Source organism: Marinomonas mediterranea MMB-1, from assembly GCF_000192865.1.
Classification (GTDB): Bacteria; Pseudomonadota; Gammaproteobacteria; order Pseudomonadales; family Marinomonadaceae; genus Marinomonas; species Marinomonas mediterranea.
Window position 1 is genome coordinate 3795072 of the sequence record NC_015276.1, and the last position, 18709, is coordinate 3813780.

Consider the following 18709-nt stretch of genomic DNA (forward strand, 5'->3'; position numbering starts at 1 on the left):
CTGCGCTCTTCCTTACCCTTTCATTGTCAGCGGAAGCCCCGCTGCAACAAAAGTGACTTTGTCACATTTTTGCGCAATGTTTTGATTAAGTGAACCTAGTTCATCTGAAAACTCTCGAGCCAATTTGTTCATCGGCATTATCCCTAATCCAACCTCAGAGGAAACCAACACAATATCGCATTCAACAGATGATAAGGCATTGAGCAAGGCTGTCTTATACTTTTCAATGTCTTTTCTAGGCTCTTCACACAGCAGATTTGTAAGCCACAACGAACAACACTCAACGAGAATAGTATGTGAGGTATTTCGATGTTGACGTGCAATGTTTAAGAGGGTTTCAGCTAGTTCGATCGGCTCTTCAACAAGCTGCCATGCATCTGGTCTTCTTTGTCGATGCAGCTCTATTCTCTCTAATAAATTCGCATCGACTGCATTCCCAGATTCATCCGTCCATATTTTAGTGGTCGCGACATAGGAAACCGTTCCTTCTCGTTGCTCGATCCATTGTTCGGCATAGGCACTCTTGCCACTCCGAACTCCGCCTAAGACTAAATGTTTCATGAAAGATCCTTCCCACCCTCTCCACGTATTAATCGAATTAAGCTTTTATCCAGTCGATCCATTTCGCTTAGCGCGGGCAATGCTACCCGTATCCAGCTCTCCCCTTGACGCACATGCACCCCGACACTTTGTAGCCAATCAAACGCTCGCTCAGCGTCTTGTTGTGACTCTAATTGCCAAGTATAAAACAGTGCATTAGCAGTAATAGACTGAGAATCAAAAACGGTATTTAGCTTTGGGCGAATAATTTGCCAAAAATAGTCATGCCTTTTGACTAGGCTCGCTCGAGCGGATTCTTGCCATTTTATGTCTTTTAGAGCCTGTTCAACTAAATAGAGTGCAGGGGTCGAGACCGGCCATGGCCCAATCAAGTTGTTAATACTGTTTGCGTATTTTTCAGCGGCAAAGAGAAAACCAATACGCGCACCAGGCAAGCCAAAAAACTTCCCAACAGATCTCATGACCCACACATTGCTTCGCTCGATCTGCTCTGCTTGAGTAAACAGCAAACTTTGCTCAGGAGTTGCATCCATGAACGCTTCATCGATAATCAAATGGCACTCATCAGACACGTCAGAACTTGAACTGTCTTCCTCTCGCTTTTCTATTTGAGAAAGTACTTGAGAAAGTAGCTGGGATAACACATCCGAAGACAGGCATTCTCCCGTTGGATTATTGGGGTTTATGATTACCGCCGCAAACCACGTTGAATCAATTAATTCCTCGACAGTACGGTAGCTTTCGACCCTAAAGCCCCATTTTTTCCAAGCAAACGCATGCTCTTGATACCCGATAAGCGGCACTTTCACTACTTTCTGTGCATTACTTTCTATGCTGGCGTTAGCCGAAAAAAAGGTTGGCAGCGCCTCAATGAATTGCTGACTTCCCGACCCAATCGCAATGGGCTTCAAATGAAAATATTCTTGAGCCGCATGATATAGCGCATCTTGATCAGGCAGTTCATGCCATTCTTGCATGGGGATCTCAGGGATCGGCCACGGTTCTCGGTTGCAAGCCGAAGACAAATCTAGCCAAGTCTTCGCGGCGCCGTTCGTTTTTCGAGACCATTTCTTTAAATCGCCGCCATGTTTGGGAGGCTTTATATCAAAATGCATATTACTACTCCCCAAAGATACACACCTTTATCGATTAGCTTAATGGATTCACTCAAGTGATGCGGCGTCGGAGGAAGCCCCTCTCCTAATACAGGCCTTTGTTCTAGCTTGCCAAAGTAAGGCGCTTCACCACCGACCTCTACGCCCAGCGCACCCGCGCCCGCCGACATAACGGGGCCAGCATTTGGACTTTTCCATGTGTAAGATTGTTGCCGTGCGCAACGAGTAGCAGGTTCCCACTCGCCACAAATGGCGTAGGTTATCACCACAAGGCGAGCAGGCAGATAATTCATAACATCATCGAATCGGGCGGCACACCAACCAAATTGTATAAACGCTCGGTTCTTATAGCCCCACATCGCATCCAGTGTATTGCTTAATCGATAAAGCAAGGCACCAACAGGCCCCAGTAGAAAATACCAAAATATGGGGGCGAAAATCGCATCCGCACCATTTTCAAGCACCGATTCAATACCCGCTTTGGCGATGCCGGATTCATCTAAGGCATTCGTATCACGGCTAACGATTCGGCCTACCGCTTCCCGCGCGTTTGCAATGTCGCCCTGCTCCAAAGGGACTAAAATAGCCTCAGCGTGCTCTCGTAGACTTTGCCACCCAATGCAAAAATACAACACCACGATAGAAAGTAGGATATGTAACCAATGCGGCAGACTATCCATAATAAACACGTAGATTAGAATCCAAGGGATCACCGCACAGCCCCATGCGACTACCCCCATAAACCGCTGATGAAACACACTGTTGTCGAGTGGTAACTGAAATCGTGCTCGACACGCATCCACCCACTTTCCAAACCAAATGAGCGGATGCCAATTTTTAGGTTCGCCGATCATTCGATCTAAGGCCAAAGCTGAAACAACGACAAACGCCGCCTCAGAAAAATAAGATACAAGAAAATCAATCATAAGAAAGGGGTAAAAATTCACTCTAATACAAACGAAAACAAGGTTAGAATTCTAACACTGATTGAAGCAATTTAAGTGAACACTATACATGACAACATTAAGTTTGATGGTACAAGGTACAACGTCCGATGCAGGTAAAAGTACATTGGTCACGGCGTTATGCCGAATCATGAAGCAAAAAGGACACAAAGTAGCACCATTCAAACCTCAAAACATGGCCTTGAACAGCGCCGTTACGCCTGAAGGTCATGAAATTGGTCGCGCGCAAGCAGTGCAAGCTCAGGCGGCGGGTCTTGAGCCAAATGTCCACATGAACCCAATATTGCTTAAGCCGAATACAGACACAGGCGCACAAGTCATTATACAAGGGAAAGCAATCGGCAATATGAATGCCGTTGGCTATCATGAATACAAAACGATCGCCAAAGCCTCCGCTCTTGAGTCCTATTATTCGCTGGCAGAAAACCAAGACATGATGTTAATCGAAGGGGCTGGTAGCCCAGCCGAAATAAACCTTCGTGCACGAGACATCGCCAATATGGGGTTTGCAGAAAGCGTAGACTGCCCTGTTATCATTATTGCCGATATCGATAAAGGCGGTGTTTTTGCTCACCTAGTCGGTACATTGGAATTATTAAGCCAAGCAGAGCAAAAGCGCATCATTGGCTTTGTCATCAATCGATTTAGAGGTGATAAGTCTCTACTCCAGTCTGGTTTAGATTGGCTGGAAGAGCGCACAGGCAAGCCTGTTATTGGCGTACTCCCTTATCTACAAGGCTTTCATCTGGAATCTGAGGATGCCGTTGCTCACAACACCTTTGAAAAAACCGAAACTCGACTAAAAGTCGTGGTTCCGGTTCTACCAAGAACCAGTAACCACACTGACTGGGACGCATTGCGTTTGCACCCCAATGTAGACGTTACGATTGTCGGTGCAAACGAAGCTATTCCCGCTTGTGATTTGGTTATTCTGCCGGGAAGTAAAAGCGTTCAGACAGATTTGTCTTTCCTTAGAGAACAAGGTTGGGAAAGTTACCTTAATCATCACTTACGCTACGGCGGCAAAGTATTAGGTATTTGTGGAGGGTTTCAAATGTTAGGAGAAACATTGGAAGATCCGCTCGGTTTAGAAAATAAAACCGCCTATACCACTGCTAATGGATTGGGTTTCATTCCAATGACAACCGTGCTGGCCGAAGAAAAACAGCTGAAATTACAAAAAGGAAAGATAGTAGGGCTGGCTGACAATAACGATTCCGCTGCGCACGTAGAAGGCTATGAAATACATTCCGGTGTTTCCAGTTTCCACCAAGACATCACGCCTTTGATCCAGTTAGCGTCGTCTTGTGAAGGCTATATTTCTCCAGACAAACAAATCATCGGCACTTATTTACATGGATTACTCGACCACCCCGAGTCATTAGAAACGATTCTAAAATGGGCTGGCGCGACGGAAACGCAACACTTCGATTATCAAGCCTTTCGAGAACAGGAAATACAACGGCTTGCCGATAGCTGCGTACAACATATGGACATCGATGCGCTGATTGAGTCCTGTCGCGCATTTGTAACGCAAGCTTGATGGATTCTGTTTGCTGACGATTGCATCACGCCAAACGACGATACAATACTCGAAACCGCCATATAAGAAGAAAAGCCAATAAGAACAGCCCAGCAAGCAGCCCTAAATAGAAACCTCGAACCGTTAAGGTTTCTGCCCAAGGGCTATAATGGGATAACCAATAGCCAAGCGGGATACTTAGGCCAAACAACGACATACCAAACGCGATCATCGGCGTTCTGGTATCTCGTAGGCCTCGTAATGTGCCAGTAAAGATCGTTTGAACGATATCAGGCAATTGATAACAAGACGAAATGAGCAAGATACCCGCCGCCATCGTCGCGACCTCTACATCCTTTGAGTAGATGTATGGAATCGCATTATAAAAGGTCTGCGTAAGCATAAAGCAAACACAAAAATAACCAACACCCATGATCAGTATCAACTTCACACGTCGCTTGACGCCGATGATGCCTTCGATAGAAATGGCCTTAGCGACCACGATGGCAGTGACTGCGCTCATGGCCATTAACGGCGTAAATAAGGTAGTAGAGTAGGACATCACGATTTGTCCCGCGCCGAGTGCAACATCCCCAAAAGCGGCAATCAGCCAGGTCAAAGATGAGAAAAGCCCAAGCTCAAACGCGAAAGCAAATCCAGCAGGTACACCGACTTTTAGCAAAAGCGTAAAGTTTTTGACATAGCGCCATTTTAGTTTGGAAAATAACGGTGAAGGGTTAATCTTCCGATCGAAGAACACAAAGATCAACACGGAAAGATAAAGTGATACCGACGAGGCTAACGCGGCGCCCTCAGCTCCCATTTCAGGAAAGCCAAAATGCCCATAGATTAATACGTAGTTCAATACGACGTTTATCACTAGGCCGAGTGTTGCAATCAACAAAGGTAAATTTGGCTTACCTGCGGCTTCGTATAAATTCTTATACGCAGTCATAAGAGCCAGCATAGGTATAGCTGGTGCAATCATGACTAAGTACTGTTTTGTGACGTTTTGAGTTTCGGGCTCGTTGGCTAAAAGTTGCGCAAATTCAGGCAGGACAAAAGCAGTCAGCAAAGCAGCAATGATACCAAAGACGAAACAAACTCCCACCGCCTGCGACATATAAACATTAACCAATTTAATTTGTCGACCATGCAAATGCTTTGTGATCAAAGGCGTCAAACCAAATGTAATGCCCATTAGAAAGCAACCTAATGGCAGCCAAAGGCTCGCCGCCAAGCCAACCGCAGCAAGATGCAGTGCGTCATAATGCCCCAGCATAATGGTATCTACTGCACTGATAGAAAGCTCTATTGTCATGGTCAGCACCATGGGAAATAGAAGATGAAGTATTTCAGCTAAATCTGGGTATTTTTTAGAGATTCTTTTTAACACTTACGTTGCTCTGTCGATTATTATGTTTTGCCGTGTTCAAACATCCCTTTCTTTATGCGAGACACCTTACGTTAAGTGCAAAAAAGCCGAAAGCGTTAAAATGCCAAAAATAAAGGAAGCAACATCGCCAAAAAGGCACAGAATTGCATTTCTGAATTAGGGTTGTCAGAATCGTGCGTCGCTTAAGAAAGCAGCAATTACCTTGACCGCCAACCCAAACGACCTGATATTAGTAGCGAACGAATTCACAACATGACAATACTATCTACTCTCGGCCCCTTATTGGCGTCACTCCTCGTAGGCTTTTGGTTTAAGATTCCTTTTCTAAACCAGCACATCGTCTCTAAAAGTTTAAGTTACCTGACTTACCTAATATTAGGGTTTATTGGCTATAGCATTGGCGCGCTAGACAATTTAATGGAAAAAGTAGCCATTGCTGGCACTCAAGCCGCCGTATTATTCCTCTTTATCACCCTCTTGCCGCTCATTGCTTTGTGGATAAGCGGTCAATTTATGCACGCCAGCCACAGCACAACCTTAAATGTGGATAACAAAACCGCGATGAAACAGGCGTTGATCGACGCAACGATCACACTGGCTTGGGTCATTGCAGGCACCGTATTAGGATTTTTTTTAAAACACTGGCTCAGCAACGTCGACGAATTTGTCACGTGGCTATTATATGCGTTGTTATTACTGGTGGGCTGCCAGTTAAGGCAAGAGAATCATCGGTTACGTAAACTGTTTTTAAACAAACAGGGGGGCGTCATTGCATTAGTTGCAATCAGTACAACGCTAATAGGTGGCTTAATTGGCGGTGCTCTGCTTGGCTTAAATTGGAATCATAGCCTTGCAGCCGTCTCTGGATTTGGTTGGTATAGCCTATCTGGAATCCTTATTACTGGACTTGGAGACCCTGTGTTAGGTACAACCGCATTCCTACTTGATATCAGTCGGGAAATCGTTGCTCTGATGCTGGTTCCTTTTCTTGCGAGAATAAACAGTCATATGTCGGTTGGTTACGCGGGAGCAACGGCCATGGATTTTACGCTACCATTGCTTGGAAAGTGTCACGGAGTGGAAGTCGTGCCTGTGTGTATTGCAAGTGGCTTCATCATGAGCTTTTTCGTCCCATTCCTAATCCCTCTTTTTATGGGGCTGTAGTTTATGGAGCTGTAGTCAGCAGCCCCATATCACAGCAGGTTTCGCTACTTATTTCTCGGGGCGTAAGCAAAGACATCAGAATAACAACGTTTTTCGTCAAGTCCCGCTTTTTCCAGTTCATCAAGGGTGCCATAAACCATAGCAACCGAGCCACAGATATACGCGGCACTGTTTGATAGATCAGGATGATCTTGCAAAATTGCTTCGTATAACCAACCTTTACGGCCAGCCCATTCATCACTGCACTCATTAACAACCACATGAAAATCGAAAAGGGCTTTTTTCTGAGTTTCTTCCAACCACTCTTTCATGAAGACATCTTTCTCTGTACGAATCCCCCAGTACAGGGAAACCTTGCCTGAATAGTTACGGGCAATTAGGTCGTCATAAAAGCTTTTAATTTGAGAAAAACCGGTACCGCCTGCAATCATCAGCAAATTATCTGCGTTTAGGTCAAGAGCACCATTTTCGATATGGCAATCGCCGCCCGCCATCTTAATATTCACAACAGCGTTTTCACTCAAGTACGCCATGACTTTAGCTGCAAGCGACGTTTCTTCGGAAACGAGAATATACAAAGTTAGCTCAGGAAGATTGCTCGGGCCACTACCAATTGAGTAAGGTACATGTTCGCCACTTGGCAGAATAATCATTAGATACTGCCCAGCAATAAAATCAGCATCACCAACATTAAGCGTTGCACTGTAGACGTTGTGACTAATCTGTTCTACCGCACGAACACTGGCTTGTACATCTCTCACTCAACTTACTCCACATTCTATAAAAGTTAAGGCTTAATCGCCCTTAGGAATCACACTATACGATATTGGTTATACCTTTTCGACAAGCAAAAAAAAACCACTTTCTGAAAGTGGTTTTAGTCAGATATTCGCGAGCGAGCTATCTTATTTATTCTTGCCTTTCATAGACTGGAAGAACTCTTCATTCGTATTGGTCACTTTTAGACGATCGATTAAGAATTCTGTCGCAGCAATGTCTTCCATTGGATTAAGAAGTTTACGCAGTATCCACATACGTTGTAATTCGTCTTCTGTGGTTAACAAGTCTTCACGACGAGTACCGGAACGACGAATGTTAATCGCTGGGAAAGTACGTTTTTCTGCAATCTTACGGTCCAAATGAAGCTCAGAGTTACCCGTACCTTTAAATTCCTCAAAGATAACTTCGTCCATTTTAGAGCCAGTATCAACAAGTGCTGTCGCAATGATGGTTAAGCTACCGCCTTCTTCGATATTACGTGCCGCACCAAAGAAGCGCTTAGGACGCTCAAGCGCATTTGCATCTACACCACCAGTAAGCACTTTACCAGAGGACGGGATGACAGTGTTGTATGCGCGAGCAAGACGTGTAATGGAATCAAGCAGAATAACCACGTCTTTTTTGTGCTCAACTAGACGTTTTGCTTTCTCAATAACCATTTCAGCGACTTGAACGTGACGCGCTGGCGGCTCATCAAAGGTCGATGCAACCACTTCGCCACGTACAGTACGAGACATTTCTGTTACTTCTTCAGGACGTTCGTCAATAAGAAGAACAATCATGTGACATTCTGGGTTGTTGCGAGTAATGGCATTGGCAATATTCTGCAACATAAAGGTTTTACCTGCTTTCGGTGGTGAAACCACCAAAGCACGCTGACCTTTACCCATTGGAGCAACTAAGTCGATAATACGAGACGTAACGTCTTCTGTAGAGCCGTTACCCGCTTCCATTAGTAAGCGATCATCGGCAAATAAAGGCGTTAAGTTTTCAAATAAGATTTTATTACGAACACTGTCCGGCTTATCAAAGTTGATTTCGTTGACTTTCAACAATGCAAAATAACGTTCGCCATCTTTGGGTGGGCGAATTTTACCGGCAATGGTGTCACCCGTACGCAGATTAAATCGACGAATCTGGCTAGGTGAAACGTAAATATCATCGGGGCCCGCTAGATAAGAGCTGTCTGGAGAGCGTAGGAAGCCAAATCCGTCTTGAAGAATCTCTAGGATACCATCGCCGTAGATATCTTCACCGCTTTTAGCATGACGCTTTAAAATTGAGAAAATGACATCCTGCTTACGAGAGCGGGCTAGGTTATCCAATCCCATCTCAGCAGCGATATCGAGAAGTTCGGGTACTGATTTCTGTTTTAGTTCGGTAAGGTTCATAAAGGAGTTTTATTTAGCTCATCTGCGGACACTTGACGAGACTAGCGTTAGAAAAGTTAGTTTGTATGCTAATCGAAGTCGGAAGTGGTTAATATTATCGCCATTTTAATTATTTATGGCTGCGAAAAACGTCGTTCAATACGATGCTCACAACCGTGATCAATAAACCTGCCACTGAGCGAAATCTCGCAACGGTGTGCAAAGTTATATAGCGCGAAAAAATCTGATTGGAGTCAAAGTAGACGTCATCTTGAGTAAGAGTAAGTCCCTTAGACACTAGGTACTATAGTTCGACTTATTCGCAAGGTCTATAGGAAAATACATGAAAAATGCTTTTTTTGCTATTTTTTGATCAATAACAAGGGAATAGCATACAATCAATGTTCAAAAAACAAACAGAAAGTAGTCTGTCTGCTCTTAATTATAGGCTTTATCACAGTAAGTAACGCGAACGACAGTAAAATTGATGCCCATCCTTCTATGTTGATTTCGTTCATTAGTGTGTAAAATCCACCTATGTCAGTTTTGGGGCCCTCGTCCCAAGTCACTCATTCGGCACTCTAGATCCCAACCCGCTTTTGCCAAATGGTAAACAAAGAAGCGAAGGTTGTGCGTCATAGAGTTTCAAAATAGACAAAACAAGGCTTTAATTGGATGCAATCACTTTTACTGCAACAATCCCACGACTTCCCATTTGAAAAAATTGCTGCCATCGACCTCGGTTCAAACAGTTTTCACATGGTCGTTGCACAGGTTACGCATGGACAGCTTCGTATTACAGGTCAATTTGGAGATAAAGTTCAGCTTGCAGCAGGATTGCAGAGTGACGATAGATTAGACGATGCATCTCAACAAAGGGGTTTAGACTGTCTCGCGCAGTTTGCTCAAGTTATTGACGACCTTCCACCTGGCGCAGTCCGAATTGTCGGAACAAACGCACTGCGTGCGGCAAAAAACCGATATGACTTCATTTTGAAAGCGATGGACGTTATCTCGCACCCTGTCGAAATCATTGCAGGGCGAGAAGAAGCTCGACTGATTTATGTTGGCGTCTCAAAAACAATGGATCACGGCGATCAAAAACGACTCGTGGTTGATATTGGTGGTGGCAGTACCGAGTTTATTATTGGCCGCGCTTTAGACCCCATTCTTACTGAAAGTTTGCATATGGGCTGTGTTAGCTTTCGCCAGCGCTTTTTCGCTGACGGCACAATCACTAAATCCAACTTTCAAAAAGCCGTCACGGCCGCACGTCTGGAACTGCTCAGCATTCAAGAAGATTATCTCGACGAACAATGGGATGTCTCCATTGGTTCGTCTGGTACCATTAAAGCCGCATTTAATATCATCAAAGAAAATGGCTGGGGTAAGAAAGGCATTACGCCCAAAACACTGAAACAGCTGCAAAAAGAACTCATTGCAGCAGGCCATGCCGACAACATAGACCTTGTCGGACTGAAGCCAGAACGCAAATCGACCTTTGCCGCTGGCCTTGCAATTTTAACCGCTGTGTTTGAATGCTTTGAAATTGAACAAATGGACTTTTCGACAGGCGCTCTTCGTGAAGGCGTTCTATACGATATGATGGGACGTTATGCAGAATCGGATATACGTGAACGCACGGTAAACTATTTTGTAAATCAGTATCATGTTGATCTTGAACAGGTAAAGCTCGTCACCCAAACAGCACTTTCTGCGCTCTCTCAGGTAAGCAACGCTTGGCAGCTTAACAACTTATCCAGTGAAGACATGCTCAGATGGGCTGGTTTGCTTCATGAAGTCGGCATCGGGATTTCTCACAGCCGTTATCACAAACATGGCGCGTATATTATTGGCGAATCTGACATGCCAGGCTTTTCTCAACAAGAGCAGCAGGCCCTCGCAAATCTAGTCTTACGCCACCGTCGTAAATTCACACAGTCATTAGAATTTAAATTTACCAAGCGAGATCAGCAAGACTTGGACCGGTTAGCCATTCTTTTACGTTTGTCTCACTTGCTGCATGAAGACAGAAAAGAAGGCGATATTCCTATTTTCAATTTAGTCGCAAAAGACAAAACACTGCACGCGGAGTTTTTAGAGGGCTGGCTAGAAGGAAGACCTCTAACCGTTGCAAACCTTCAACGTGAAGCAGATTATTTATCAAGTGCGGGCTACAAGCTGACATTTAGCTAACCTTGATACGAACCTGTACATAGAAACCGATGACCTTAGAACCCCAGCTTTTGACTGGGGTTCTTTTTATCGAGAGATAACTCCGTTATCGGTGCCAGCAAAGAACATTTTGCTTTATTAGATCAGCTCAATAGCTTGCTAGAACTCTGTGATGATAGTGACGCCAGCCGCACTTGACGTATCGATGGTAGTGAGCGCTTCAATGGCTTGCTCAAGGTTGATAGTGCGGCCTAGCAATTTTTGCGGCGTTAATTTTCCAGATAACATCATGCTTAGCATCGCATCGTAACGGTATGCCTGCATGCCATGACTACCAATAATTTCTAGCTCATCGGCGATCACTTTTGACATCGGCATTGGTGGTGACTCGTGATCGGCAAGCAATAACCCAACTTGGATGTGTTTACCTAGTTTACGTAGACTTCTCACCGAATTAAATGCAGTAATAGAGTGGCCCAATGCATCCATTGAGACATGCGCACCACCTTTGGTGATTTCGATAACGGCTTCAGCGACATCCGCCACTTGATTGGCATTGATCGTGGCAACAGCGCCTAAAGACTTTGCAAGTTCTAGCTTACCTTGCTCGATATCAATAGCGATAACATTTGCCCCCAAGGACTGTGCAATCATAATCGCAGACAGGCCGACACCGCCACAACCATGAACCGCGACCCACTGCCCTGCCGAGACTTTACCTTGATCAACTACAGCCCGAAATGACGTCGCGAAGCGACAACCCAGACTTGCCGCTGTCGTGAAATCAAGGTCCTCAGGCATGGAGACAAGGTTAACATCCGCCTGGTCAACCGTGGTGAACTCAGCAAAGGAGCCCCAATGAGTGAAGCCGGGCTGAGTTTGACTGCCACAGACTTGATGATTTCCTGAATGGCATTCAGGGCATCCGCCACACGCATTGATAAAAGGTACCGTGACACGGTCCCCTATTTTGAATCGAGTGACGTCTTTACCTACTTCTGCAATCACTCCTGCAAACTCATGGCCAGGTACATGAGGCAGCACCACATCAGTATCGTGGCCCTGCCAACAGTGCCAATCACTGCGACAAACTCCCGTCGCCTCCACTTTAATCACAACCCCATGATTGGCTAGAGTGGGATCGGCAACGGTTTGAATAGTAGGTAAAGATGAGAATTGCTCTATCACTACGGCTTTCATGGTGCACCTCTTAATAAACGTATTACTAGAAGTCTACAAAATCAGTTAGAAATTACCTTGCTATTTCATTCAAAAAAAACATGATTATTAGAAGAGTCTTTCTTATATAAGCATTATTAAAAAGGAATGTCCCCTACTATGGCATTTGATAAAACCGATACCCTTCTATTAGCTCTATTACAGAAAAATGGACGCCTTTCCAATGCGAAATTGGCAGAGTCACTTTCTCTAAGCGAAACCCCGTGTTGGCGGCGCTTAAAAAAACTCGAAAAGGACAAAGTGATCAGTGGCTATCAAGCAAATATTGATCGTCGAAAAGTCGGTTTTGGCGTAATGGCGTTCGTACAGATATCTTGTACTAGCCACGACGAAGAAAGTACTTTGCTTTTTGAGCAGATTATTGCTGAATCCGAAAATGTACTGGCATGTCATAACACGACGGGGGAAGCGGATTTTATGCTTCAGGTCGTCGCAAAAGATCTAGATGATTACAGTTCATTCGTAGAGGGTACCTTACGAAAATTACCTGGGGTTTCAGCGATTCGTTCTAACATTTCACTTAGAGAGGTAAAAGCCTCAACACGCCTACCGCTAAATTAATAAAATGATCAATTCAGACAAGTTCGCTTATATAGACCAAACCTTAATTAAACAAGGCTCGTCGAACTCGATTTGAGAAAGCAAGCTTTTAGCATTTAACAATTAAAAAATCCCCGTACAATGACGAGGATTTTTTTGCATTCTAACGTTATCTACAGACGACTCTACACCGTCTGAATGATAACAACGTTAACTCGAACGAGAGCTATTTGCTAACTCGCCCATCAGCGCTCTCTGTGCACTGCGGTATTCGTCTTTACGAGGCTTAGATAATTGATAAGAGCCGTCACTTTGAAGTAACCAACTCTGAGTATTATCGTTTAAGTAATGCTCCAACTCTTTCTTAACACGTCGTGCTAGCTTGTAATCCTGAACAGGGAAGGCAACTTCAACCCGGTTATTTAGGTTTCGATCCATACCGTCCGCACTGGATAAGTACACCAATGGATTACGGTTGTTGTAGAAATAGTAGACCCGAGTATGTTCGAGGAATCGACCAATAATACTGCGTACTCTGATATTTGAAGACACTCCCTTAATACCTGGGCGAAGCGTACAAATACCACGAACAATTAGGTCAATTTTCACCCCCGCCTGAGAAGCTTTATAAAGTGCTCGAACCAAACGTTGCTCTGTTAATGAGTTTACTTTGATGATAATGCGAGAAGGCTCACCTTTGCGGGCATTCTCAGCTTCTGCTTCAACCATATCCAACAAACGGTCACGCAGCGTAAATGGCGCATGCAAAAGTTTTTTAACTTTTAGCTCTTTACTCATGCCCGTTAATTGCTGGAACACTCGATGCACGTCTTCACCGATCTCTTTATCACAGGTCAAGAAACTGTAATCGGTGTATAGCCTTGCATTGCCCGCGTGATAGTTCCCTGTTCCCAAGTGCACATATCGGACCAACTCAGAATTCTCACGACGAACGATCAAAATCATTTTAGCGTGTGTTTTATGACGCACAACACCATATACAACAATGGCACCAGCGTCTTGAAGGCGACTCGCCAAAGCCAAGTTTTCAGCTTCGTCGAAACGTGCACGCAATTCAATAACGACGGTCACTTCTTTACCATTTCGGGCTGCTTCTACCAAGGCATTGGCAATTGGCGAACGCGCTCCCGTTCGATACAAGGTCTGGCGTATCGCCACGACTTTAGGATCTTTCGCGGCTTCGCTTAACAGGTCTACAACAGGAGAGAAGCTTTCAAACGGGTGCATCAACAGATAATCCCGTTGCTTAACGGAATCAAAGATGCCGCCAGGCTTCGCCAATTTATTTGGCAACCCAGGCGAAAATGGTTCGTAGGTCAGATCAGAGCGATCGACAAGATCCAATACCGCCATCAATCGGCTTAAGTTTACAGGGCCGTCAATTCGATACATGTCTTGTTCAGTCAAATCGAACTGAGTCAATAACGATTCAACAATGTGAATTGGACAATTGTCTGCGATTTCCAAACGTACCGAGCTACCGTAATGACGACTTTGAAGCTCAGTTCGAAGCGCACCGGCCAAATCGACGCCAATGTCATCGGAGTCCACTTCGAGGTCCGCATTACGAGTAAGACGGAACTGGTAACAACCTTTTACCGTCATACCTGGAAAGAGCTGGTCTGCGTGCGCGTGGATAATAGACGACAAGAAAACCATATTGTCGCCGCTCTCACACACATCATCAGGCAGTTTAACCAATCGAGGAAGAGAGCTCGGTGCAGGCACAATAGCCAAACCGTTTTCACGTCCGAATGCATCGCGACCTTCTAGCTCAACAACAAAGTTAAACGTTTTGTTTGCAAGACGTGGGAAAGGGTGAGCAGGATCCAACGCAACGGGGCTGATGATAGGCAGAACGTTGTCTCGAAAATACCGTTTTACCCAAGCGGCTTGCTTGTCATTCCATTCTGAGCGGCGAATAAAGTTAATATTCTCTTCCGCCATCTTTGGAAAGATAATGTCGTTTAAAATTCGATACTGTCGACGAACAAGCTTATGAGCTTGTTCGGAAATAAGTCCTAATACTTTTTTAGGATGCATGCCATCAGGGCCAGTTGTCTCACGACTGTATTCTAGTTGGCTCTTCAAGCCTGCAACCCTGATTTCGAAAAACTCATCCATGTTTGAGCTAAAAATACACAAGAACATCAAACGGTTTAAGATAGGATGGTTTTCGTCCATCGCCTGTTCGAGTACACGCGCATTGAACTGTAAGTGGCTAAGTTCACGGTTGAAATAAAGTTCGGGATCAGAAAGGTTAATTTCTTCTGGCAATCGCTTTTCAATCGATACTTGGCTTGGATCTAGCGGTTGCTCTGGGATCGGTTCAAGTACAATATCTTCTACAACATCTGACTCTTTTACCGATTCCTTTTGATTAGATTCACTCGTCTCAAATGGCGACTGAACCACCTTTTTTTCAACTTCTGCCACAGACTGATCAGACATGCGCTCTATTACTCCAGTATTTTAATCATCGTGGAGACTAAATTCCGTCTCCACTACAAACTACAACAACACTCATTACAGTGCCATTGTATTTTTATTTAAACCGCCCTAGGCGGCTTCAAAATAGGATATTTAAGGCTGCATTTAAAAAGAGTACAGCCTATTTACTCAACAACAATCTTGCTGCGTCTTTCGCAAAGTACGTTAATATGCCATCTGCGCCAGCGCGTTTAAACGCTAATAAAGATTCCATCATGACCGAATCTTTGTCCAACCATCCGTTATCAAATGCCGCCATCTGCATCGCATATTCACCACTTACTTGATAAGCGAAAGTCGGCACGCCAAGTTCATGTTTAACTCGACGGACCACATCTAAATAAGGCATTCCAGGTTTGACCATCACCATGTCCGCCCCCTCTTCAAGATCTAACATCACCTCTCGAATGGCTTCGTCCGTATTTGCGAAGTCCATCTGGTAGTTAAACTTATTGCCTTTACCTAAGTTACCACTTGATCCTACCGCGTCTCTAAACGGGCCATAATATGCGGAAGCATATTTCGCAGAATACGCCATGATACGCGTATGTATATAACCTTCTGCTTCTAACGCTTCTCGAATAGCACCAATTCGACCATCCATCATGTCAGATGGCGCGACAACCTGAGCGCCCGCTTCAGCATGAGACAACGCTTGTTTGACCAACACATCGACGGTGACGTCGTTAACAACATAGCCAGTTTCATCAATGATGCCATCCTGCCCATGCGTCGTGAACGGGTCTAATGCAACATCGGTCATTATGCCTAAGTCAGGGCATGCTTCGCGTACGGCTTTCACCGCTCGTTGAGCCAAACCATTTGGGTTGTACGCTTCTTCTGCCAAAAGCGACTTTTTGTCACCTTCTACAACAGGGAAGAGCGCCAACATAGGAACACCTAGCTCAACCAATTCTTTTGCTTCTTCAACAAGAAGGTCAATTGATACGCGCTCGATGCCCGGCATAGACGGCACAACCTGACGCTGATTTTCGCCCTCTATAACAAACATTGGATAAATCAAATCATCGCTACTTAACCTGTGTTCACGCATCAATCTACGAGAAAACTCATCTTTACGCATACGACGCATTCGGTTTAGTAAAAAGGCCATCCAGCACTCCTATTATCGTGGGCTAAACTATAAACTTTTTATGACAATGTCGTGACAAAGTGACGTCATATTCACTTTATCGAATAAACAAACAAATAAAACACGTATTACAACTCGGATTCCGCTTCTTCCAACGCTTCTTGAGCAATAAACCAAGCTTCTTCATGCTCTTCTAACGTTTTTTTCCAAGTTGCCTCTTCAGCCAAAAGCACCTGTAAGGTGTCTTTGTTTTGCGCTTCATACAAAGTGCTATCCGCCATTTTTTCAGCAATACCATCAAGCTGCTGTTGGGCGTTTTGCAGCCCTTTCTCATGCTTTTCTAGTGCCTTTTTCAGCGGTCGTAACTGTTCGCGCTTCTCAGCTGCTCGACGTCGCTCTTCTTTCTTGTCGACCTTTTCAACAACTTGGCCTGTCGCGAGGTCTGCTGAGTCACTTTGTTTGCTCGCTTGCTGACGCGCCTGCAACCAATCATGGTATGACTTGAGGTCACCATCGAATCCAACCACTTGATGATCGGCAACCAAATAAAACTCATCAACGGTACTGTTCAATAAATGTCGATCATGCGATACCACTAAAATCGCACCTTCAAACTCCTGCAGCGCTTCAGTTAAAGCATGGCGCATTTCAATGTCTAAATGGTTCGTCGGCTCATCGAGCACCAATAAATTAGGTTTTTGCCAAGCGATAAGAGATAACGCCAAGCGCGCCTTTTCGCCACCAGAAAAGCCTTTTACAGGTCTCAGCGCATCGTCTCCAGTAAAACCAAAGCCCCCTAAATATTTTCTTACATCTGACTCTAACGCCTTCGGCGAGATACGTTGTATATGAAGAACAGGGGATGCTTCTAAATCCAAAGCGCTGAGTTGATGCTGAGAAAAGTACCCAACTTTCGTATTTTCACCGTATATTCGTTCACCATCTAACAGATCCAGCTCACCCACTAACGTTTTTATTAACGTGGATTTACCTGCCCCGTTAGGGCCCAACAAACCAATTCGCTGCTCATTTCGGATGGAGAACGCTGTCTGTGCTAACTGTACTTTTTTCTCACCAGATTCCAGAACATAACCCAAATCCGCCTGTATCAGATTAACAAGCTGGTCCGATGTTTTATCTGCAAAAGGGATAGAGAACTGAAACTGGGAATCGACATGAGCCGGCCCAATCGTTTCCATTTTCTCCAACATTTTAAGGCGACTTTGTGCCTGTTTCGCTTTGTTCGCTTTATAGCGAAAACGATCGACATATTTCTGTAGATGAGCACGCTTTGTTTGTTGCGCTTCATGCGTTGCTTGCTGTTGTGCAAGGTGCTCCGCTCTTTGACGTTCGTAGGCCGAATAATGTCCCGTATAAAGCGTTAGTTTTTTCTGAAACAAATGAACAATGTGCGAACAAATTCCATCAAGAAAATCTCGGTCATGCGAGATTAAAAATAACGTGCCGGGGTAAGCTCGCAACCATGATTCCAACCACATCACGGCATCTAAATCCAAATGGTTCGTCGGCTCATCAAGTAACAAAATATCGGACGGAGACATTAAGGCTTGCGCAAGGTTTAAGCGAATACGCCACCCACCAGAAAAATCAGCAACTGGCCTGTCCATGTCAGACATTTTAAAGCCCAAACCTTGTAGCAACATTTCGCCTCGTGATTTTGCTGTATAGCCTTGTGCATTTTCATATTCACTGAGCCAATGGGCGTGTGCGTGATCGTCTCCATTGGTTTGGCTTTTCTCAATATGCGCTTCAATTTCTCTTAAACGGTCATCGCCATCCAAGCAATAATCCAATGCGCTTCGATGAGTTTCTTCCACTTCTTGCGCCATAAAAGCAATTCGACGCTGCCCGGGAAGCAAAACTTCGCCAGTATCTGCGGATAGCTCTCCTCTAACTAAAGCAAATAAGGACGATTTACCCGCGCCATTTGCGCCTATTAAACCAACTCGCTGCCCTTCAAAAAGGGTCATGTCAGCGTTTTCGAGTAGAAATTGAGTTCCGCGCTGCAAACTCACTTGAGAAAATTGAATCATACAAACCTAATGTAATTCTAATAAGAAAACGTCATCGTGATTTGGATCAATCATCGAGACCGTCAAGCATTTTAGAGCGCTGACCTAATAAACTAAAGACGTATTATCAAGAAACACCCTGTCTCCTCTTAATTTGCACCACATAAACTAGAACTGACGTCCTGCAACGCGTAAAATGCGCGCATAGTTTAATAATAAAGTTAGGGACGCTGCGAATCGCTCCA

Annotated in this window: 14 protein-coding genes; 4 read left to right on the top strand and 10 right to left on the bottom strand. The window is 44.7% G+C overall.

The window, feature by feature from the left end:
- Positions 1-12: 12 nt before the first annotated feature.
- From cobU to cbiB, 3 genes are read right to left on the bottom strand one after another with little or no spacing between them, the layout of a single operon-like run.
- Positions 13-561: a bifunctional adenosylcobinamide kinase/adenosylcobinamide-phosphate guanylyltransferase gene (cobU, locus tag MARME_RS17365; RefSeq protein WP_013662571.1), complete on the bottom strand. Its 549-nt coding sequence runs from the start codon at positions 559-561 to the stop codon at positions 13-15.
- Entirely contained in the window at positions 558-1676 is a 1119-nt protein-coding gene (locus tag MARME_RS17370; protein ID WP_013662572.1) for an aminotransferase class I/II-fold pyridoxal phosphate-dependent enzyme, read from the bottom strand. The genes cobU and MARME_RS17370 overlap by 4 nt, the downstream gene beginning before the upstream one ends.
- Complete coding sequence (gene cbiB / locus MARME_RS17375; RefSeq protein ID WP_013662573.1) at positions 1661-2602, bottom strand: adenosylcobinamide-phosphate synthase CbiB; 942 nt, start codon at positions 2600-2602, stop codon at positions 1661-1663. Before cbiB ends, MARME_RS17370 begins: the two co-directional genes overlap by 16 nt.
- Before the next feature lie 88 nt (positions 2603-2690).
- Here cbiB and MARME_RS17380 point away from each other — a divergent pair, with 88 nt between their 5' ends.
- Positions 2691-4184 carry a cobyric acid synthase gene (locus MARME_RS17380; RefSeq protein ID WP_013662574.1) on the top strand — a complete coding sequence of 498 codons (1494 nt, stop codon included), beginning with the start codon at positions 2691-2693 and terminating at the stop codon, positions 4182-4184.
- A 25-nt stretch (positions 4185-4209) separates the two neighbouring features.
- Here MARME_RS17380 and MARME_RS17385 read toward each other — a convergent pair whose 3' ends face one another.
- Entirely contained in the window at positions 4210-5496 is a 1287-nt protein-coding gene (locus tag MARME_RS17385) for an MATE family efflux transporter (protein ID WP_049787835.1), read from the bottom strand.
- Between the two features lie 315 nt (positions 5497-5811).
- Between MARME_RS17385 and MARME_RS17390 the strand changes: the two genes are divergently transcribed.
- Positions 5812-6723: a lysine exporter LysO family protein gene (locus MARME_RS17390; RefSeq protein WP_013662576.1), complete on the top strand. Its 912-nt coding sequence runs from the start codon at positions 5812-5814 to the stop codon at positions 6721-6723.
- A 44-nt stretch (positions 6724-6767) separates the two neighbouring features.
- Here the strand turns inward: MARME_RS17390 and MARME_RS17395 are convergent, their stop codons facing one another.
- Together MARME_RS17395 and rho are read right to left on the bottom strand one after the other, a co-directional pair.
- Positions 6768-7484, bottom strand: coding sequence for an NAD(P)H-flavin reductase (locus tag MARME_RS17395; RefSeq protein WP_013662577.1), 717 nt, complete (start codon positions 7482-7484; stop codon positions 6768-6770).
- A 144-nt stretch (positions 7485-7628) separates the two neighbouring features.
- On the bottom strand, positions 7629-8894 hold the full coding sequence (gene rho / locus MARME_RS17400; RefSeq protein ID WP_013662578.1) for a transcription termination factor Rho: 1266 nt from the start codon (positions 8892-8894) through the stop codon (positions 7629-7631).
- Between the two features lie 654 nt (positions 8895-9548).
- Between rho and ppx the strand changes: the two genes are divergently transcribed.
- The gene (gene ppx, locus MARME_RS17405) at positions 9549-11069 is read left to right on the top strand and encodes an exopolyphosphatase (RefSeq protein WP_013662579.1); all 1521 of its coding nucleotides are present in this window, start codon (positions 9549-9551) and stop codon (positions 11067-11069) included.
- Between the two features lie 138 nt (positions 11070-11207).
- Here the strand turns inward: ppx and MARME_RS17410 are convergent, their stop codons facing one another.
- Positions 11208-12248 carry a zinc-dependent alcohol dehydrogenase family protein gene (locus MARME_RS17410; RefSeq protein WP_013662580.1) on the bottom strand — a complete coding sequence of 347 codons (1041 nt, stop codon included), beginning with the start codon at positions 12246-12248 and terminating at the stop codon, positions 11208-11210.
- A 138-nt stretch (positions 12249-12386) separates the two neighbouring features.
- Between MARME_RS17410 and MARME_RS17415 the strand changes: the two genes are divergently transcribed.
- The gene (locus MARME_RS17415; RefSeq protein WP_013662581.1) at positions 12387-12848 is read left to right on the top strand and encodes an Lrp/AsnC family transcriptional regulator; all 462 of its coding nucleotides are present in this window, start codon (positions 12387-12389) and stop codon (positions 12846-12848) included.
- Between the two features lie 189 nt (positions 12849-13037).
- Here MARME_RS17415 and ppk1 read toward each other — a convergent pair whose 3' ends face one another.
- The 3 genes from ppk1 to MARME_RS17430 all read right to left on the bottom strand — a co-directional run bounded on the left by ppk1 (position 13038) and on the right by MARME_RS17430 (position 18485).
- The gene (gene ppk1 / locus MARME_RS17420) at positions 13038-15299 is read right to left on the bottom strand and encodes a polyphosphate kinase 1 (protein ID WP_013662582.1); all 2262 of its coding nucleotides are present in this window, start codon (positions 15297-15299) and stop codon (positions 13038-13040) included.
- A 160-nt stretch (positions 15300-15459) separates the two neighbouring features.
- On the bottom strand, positions 15460-16452 hold the full coding sequence (gene hemB, locus MARME_RS17425; RefSeq protein ID WP_013662583.1) for a porphobilinogen synthase: 993 nt from the start codon (positions 16450-16452) through the stop codon (positions 15460-15462).
- 107 nt (positions 16453-16559) lie between these two features.
- On the bottom strand, positions 16560-18485 hold the full coding sequence (locus MARME_RS17430) for an ATP-binding cassette domain-containing protein (protein WP_013662584.1): 1926 nt from the start codon (positions 18483-18485) through the stop codon (positions 16560-16562).
- Positions 18486-18709 lie beyond the last annotated feature (224 nt).

Excerpts from the sequence above, each read along its gene's own strand:
- MARME_RS17410 (WP_013662580.1), bottom strand. The coding sequence starts at position 12,248 with ATGAAAGCCGTAGTGATAGAGCAATTCTCATCTTTACCTACTATTCAA.
- MARME_RS17385 (WP_049787835.1), bottom strand. The coding sequence starts at position 5,496 with ATGGTGCTGACCATGACAATAGAGCTTTCTATCAGTGCAGTAGATACC.
- MARME_RS17370 (WP_013662572.1), bottom strand. The coding sequence starts at position 1,676 with ATGCATTTTGATATAAAGCCTCCCAAACATGGCGGCGATTTAAAGAAA.
- cbiB (WP_013662573.1), bottom strand. The coding sequence starts at position 2,602 with ATGATTGATTTTCTTGTATCTTATTTTTCTGAGGCGGCGTTTGTCGTT.
- MARME_RS17415 (WP_013662581.1), top strand. The coding sequence starts at position 12,387 with ATGGCATTTGATAAAACCGATACCCTTCTATTAGCTCTATTACAGAAA.
- hemB (WP_013662583.1), bottom strand. The coding sequence starts at position 16,452 with ATGGCCTTTTTACTAAACCGAATGCGTCGTATGCGTAAAGATGAGTTT.
- ppx (WP_013662579.1), top strand. The coding sequence starts at position 9,549 with ATGCAATCACTTTTACTGCAACAATCCCACGACTTCCCATTTGAAAAA.
- MARME_RS17390 (WP_013662576.1), top strand. The coding sequence starts at position 5,812 with ATGACAATACTATCTACTCTCGGCCCCTTATTGGCGTCACTCCTCGTA.
- MARME_RS17430 (WP_013662584.1), bottom strand. The coding sequence starts at position 18,485 with ATGATTCAATTTTCTCAAGTGAGTTTGCAGCGCGGAACTCAATTTCTA.
- cobU (WP_013662571.1), bottom strand. The coding sequence starts at position 561 with ATGAAACATTTAGTCTTAGGCGGAGTTCGGAGTGGCAAGAGTGCCTAT.
- rho (WP_013662578.1), bottom strand. The coding sequence starts at position 8,894 with ATGAACCTTACCGAACTAAAACAGAAATCAGTACCCGAACTTCTCGAT.
- MARME_RS17380 (WP_013662574.1), top strand. The coding sequence starts at position 2,691 with ATGACAACATTAAGTTTGATGGTACAAGGTACAACGTCCGATGCAGGT.
- ppk1 (WP_013662582.1), bottom strand. The coding sequence starts at position 15,299 with ATGTCTGATCAGTCTGTGGCAGAAGTTGAAAAAAAGGTGGTTCAGTCG.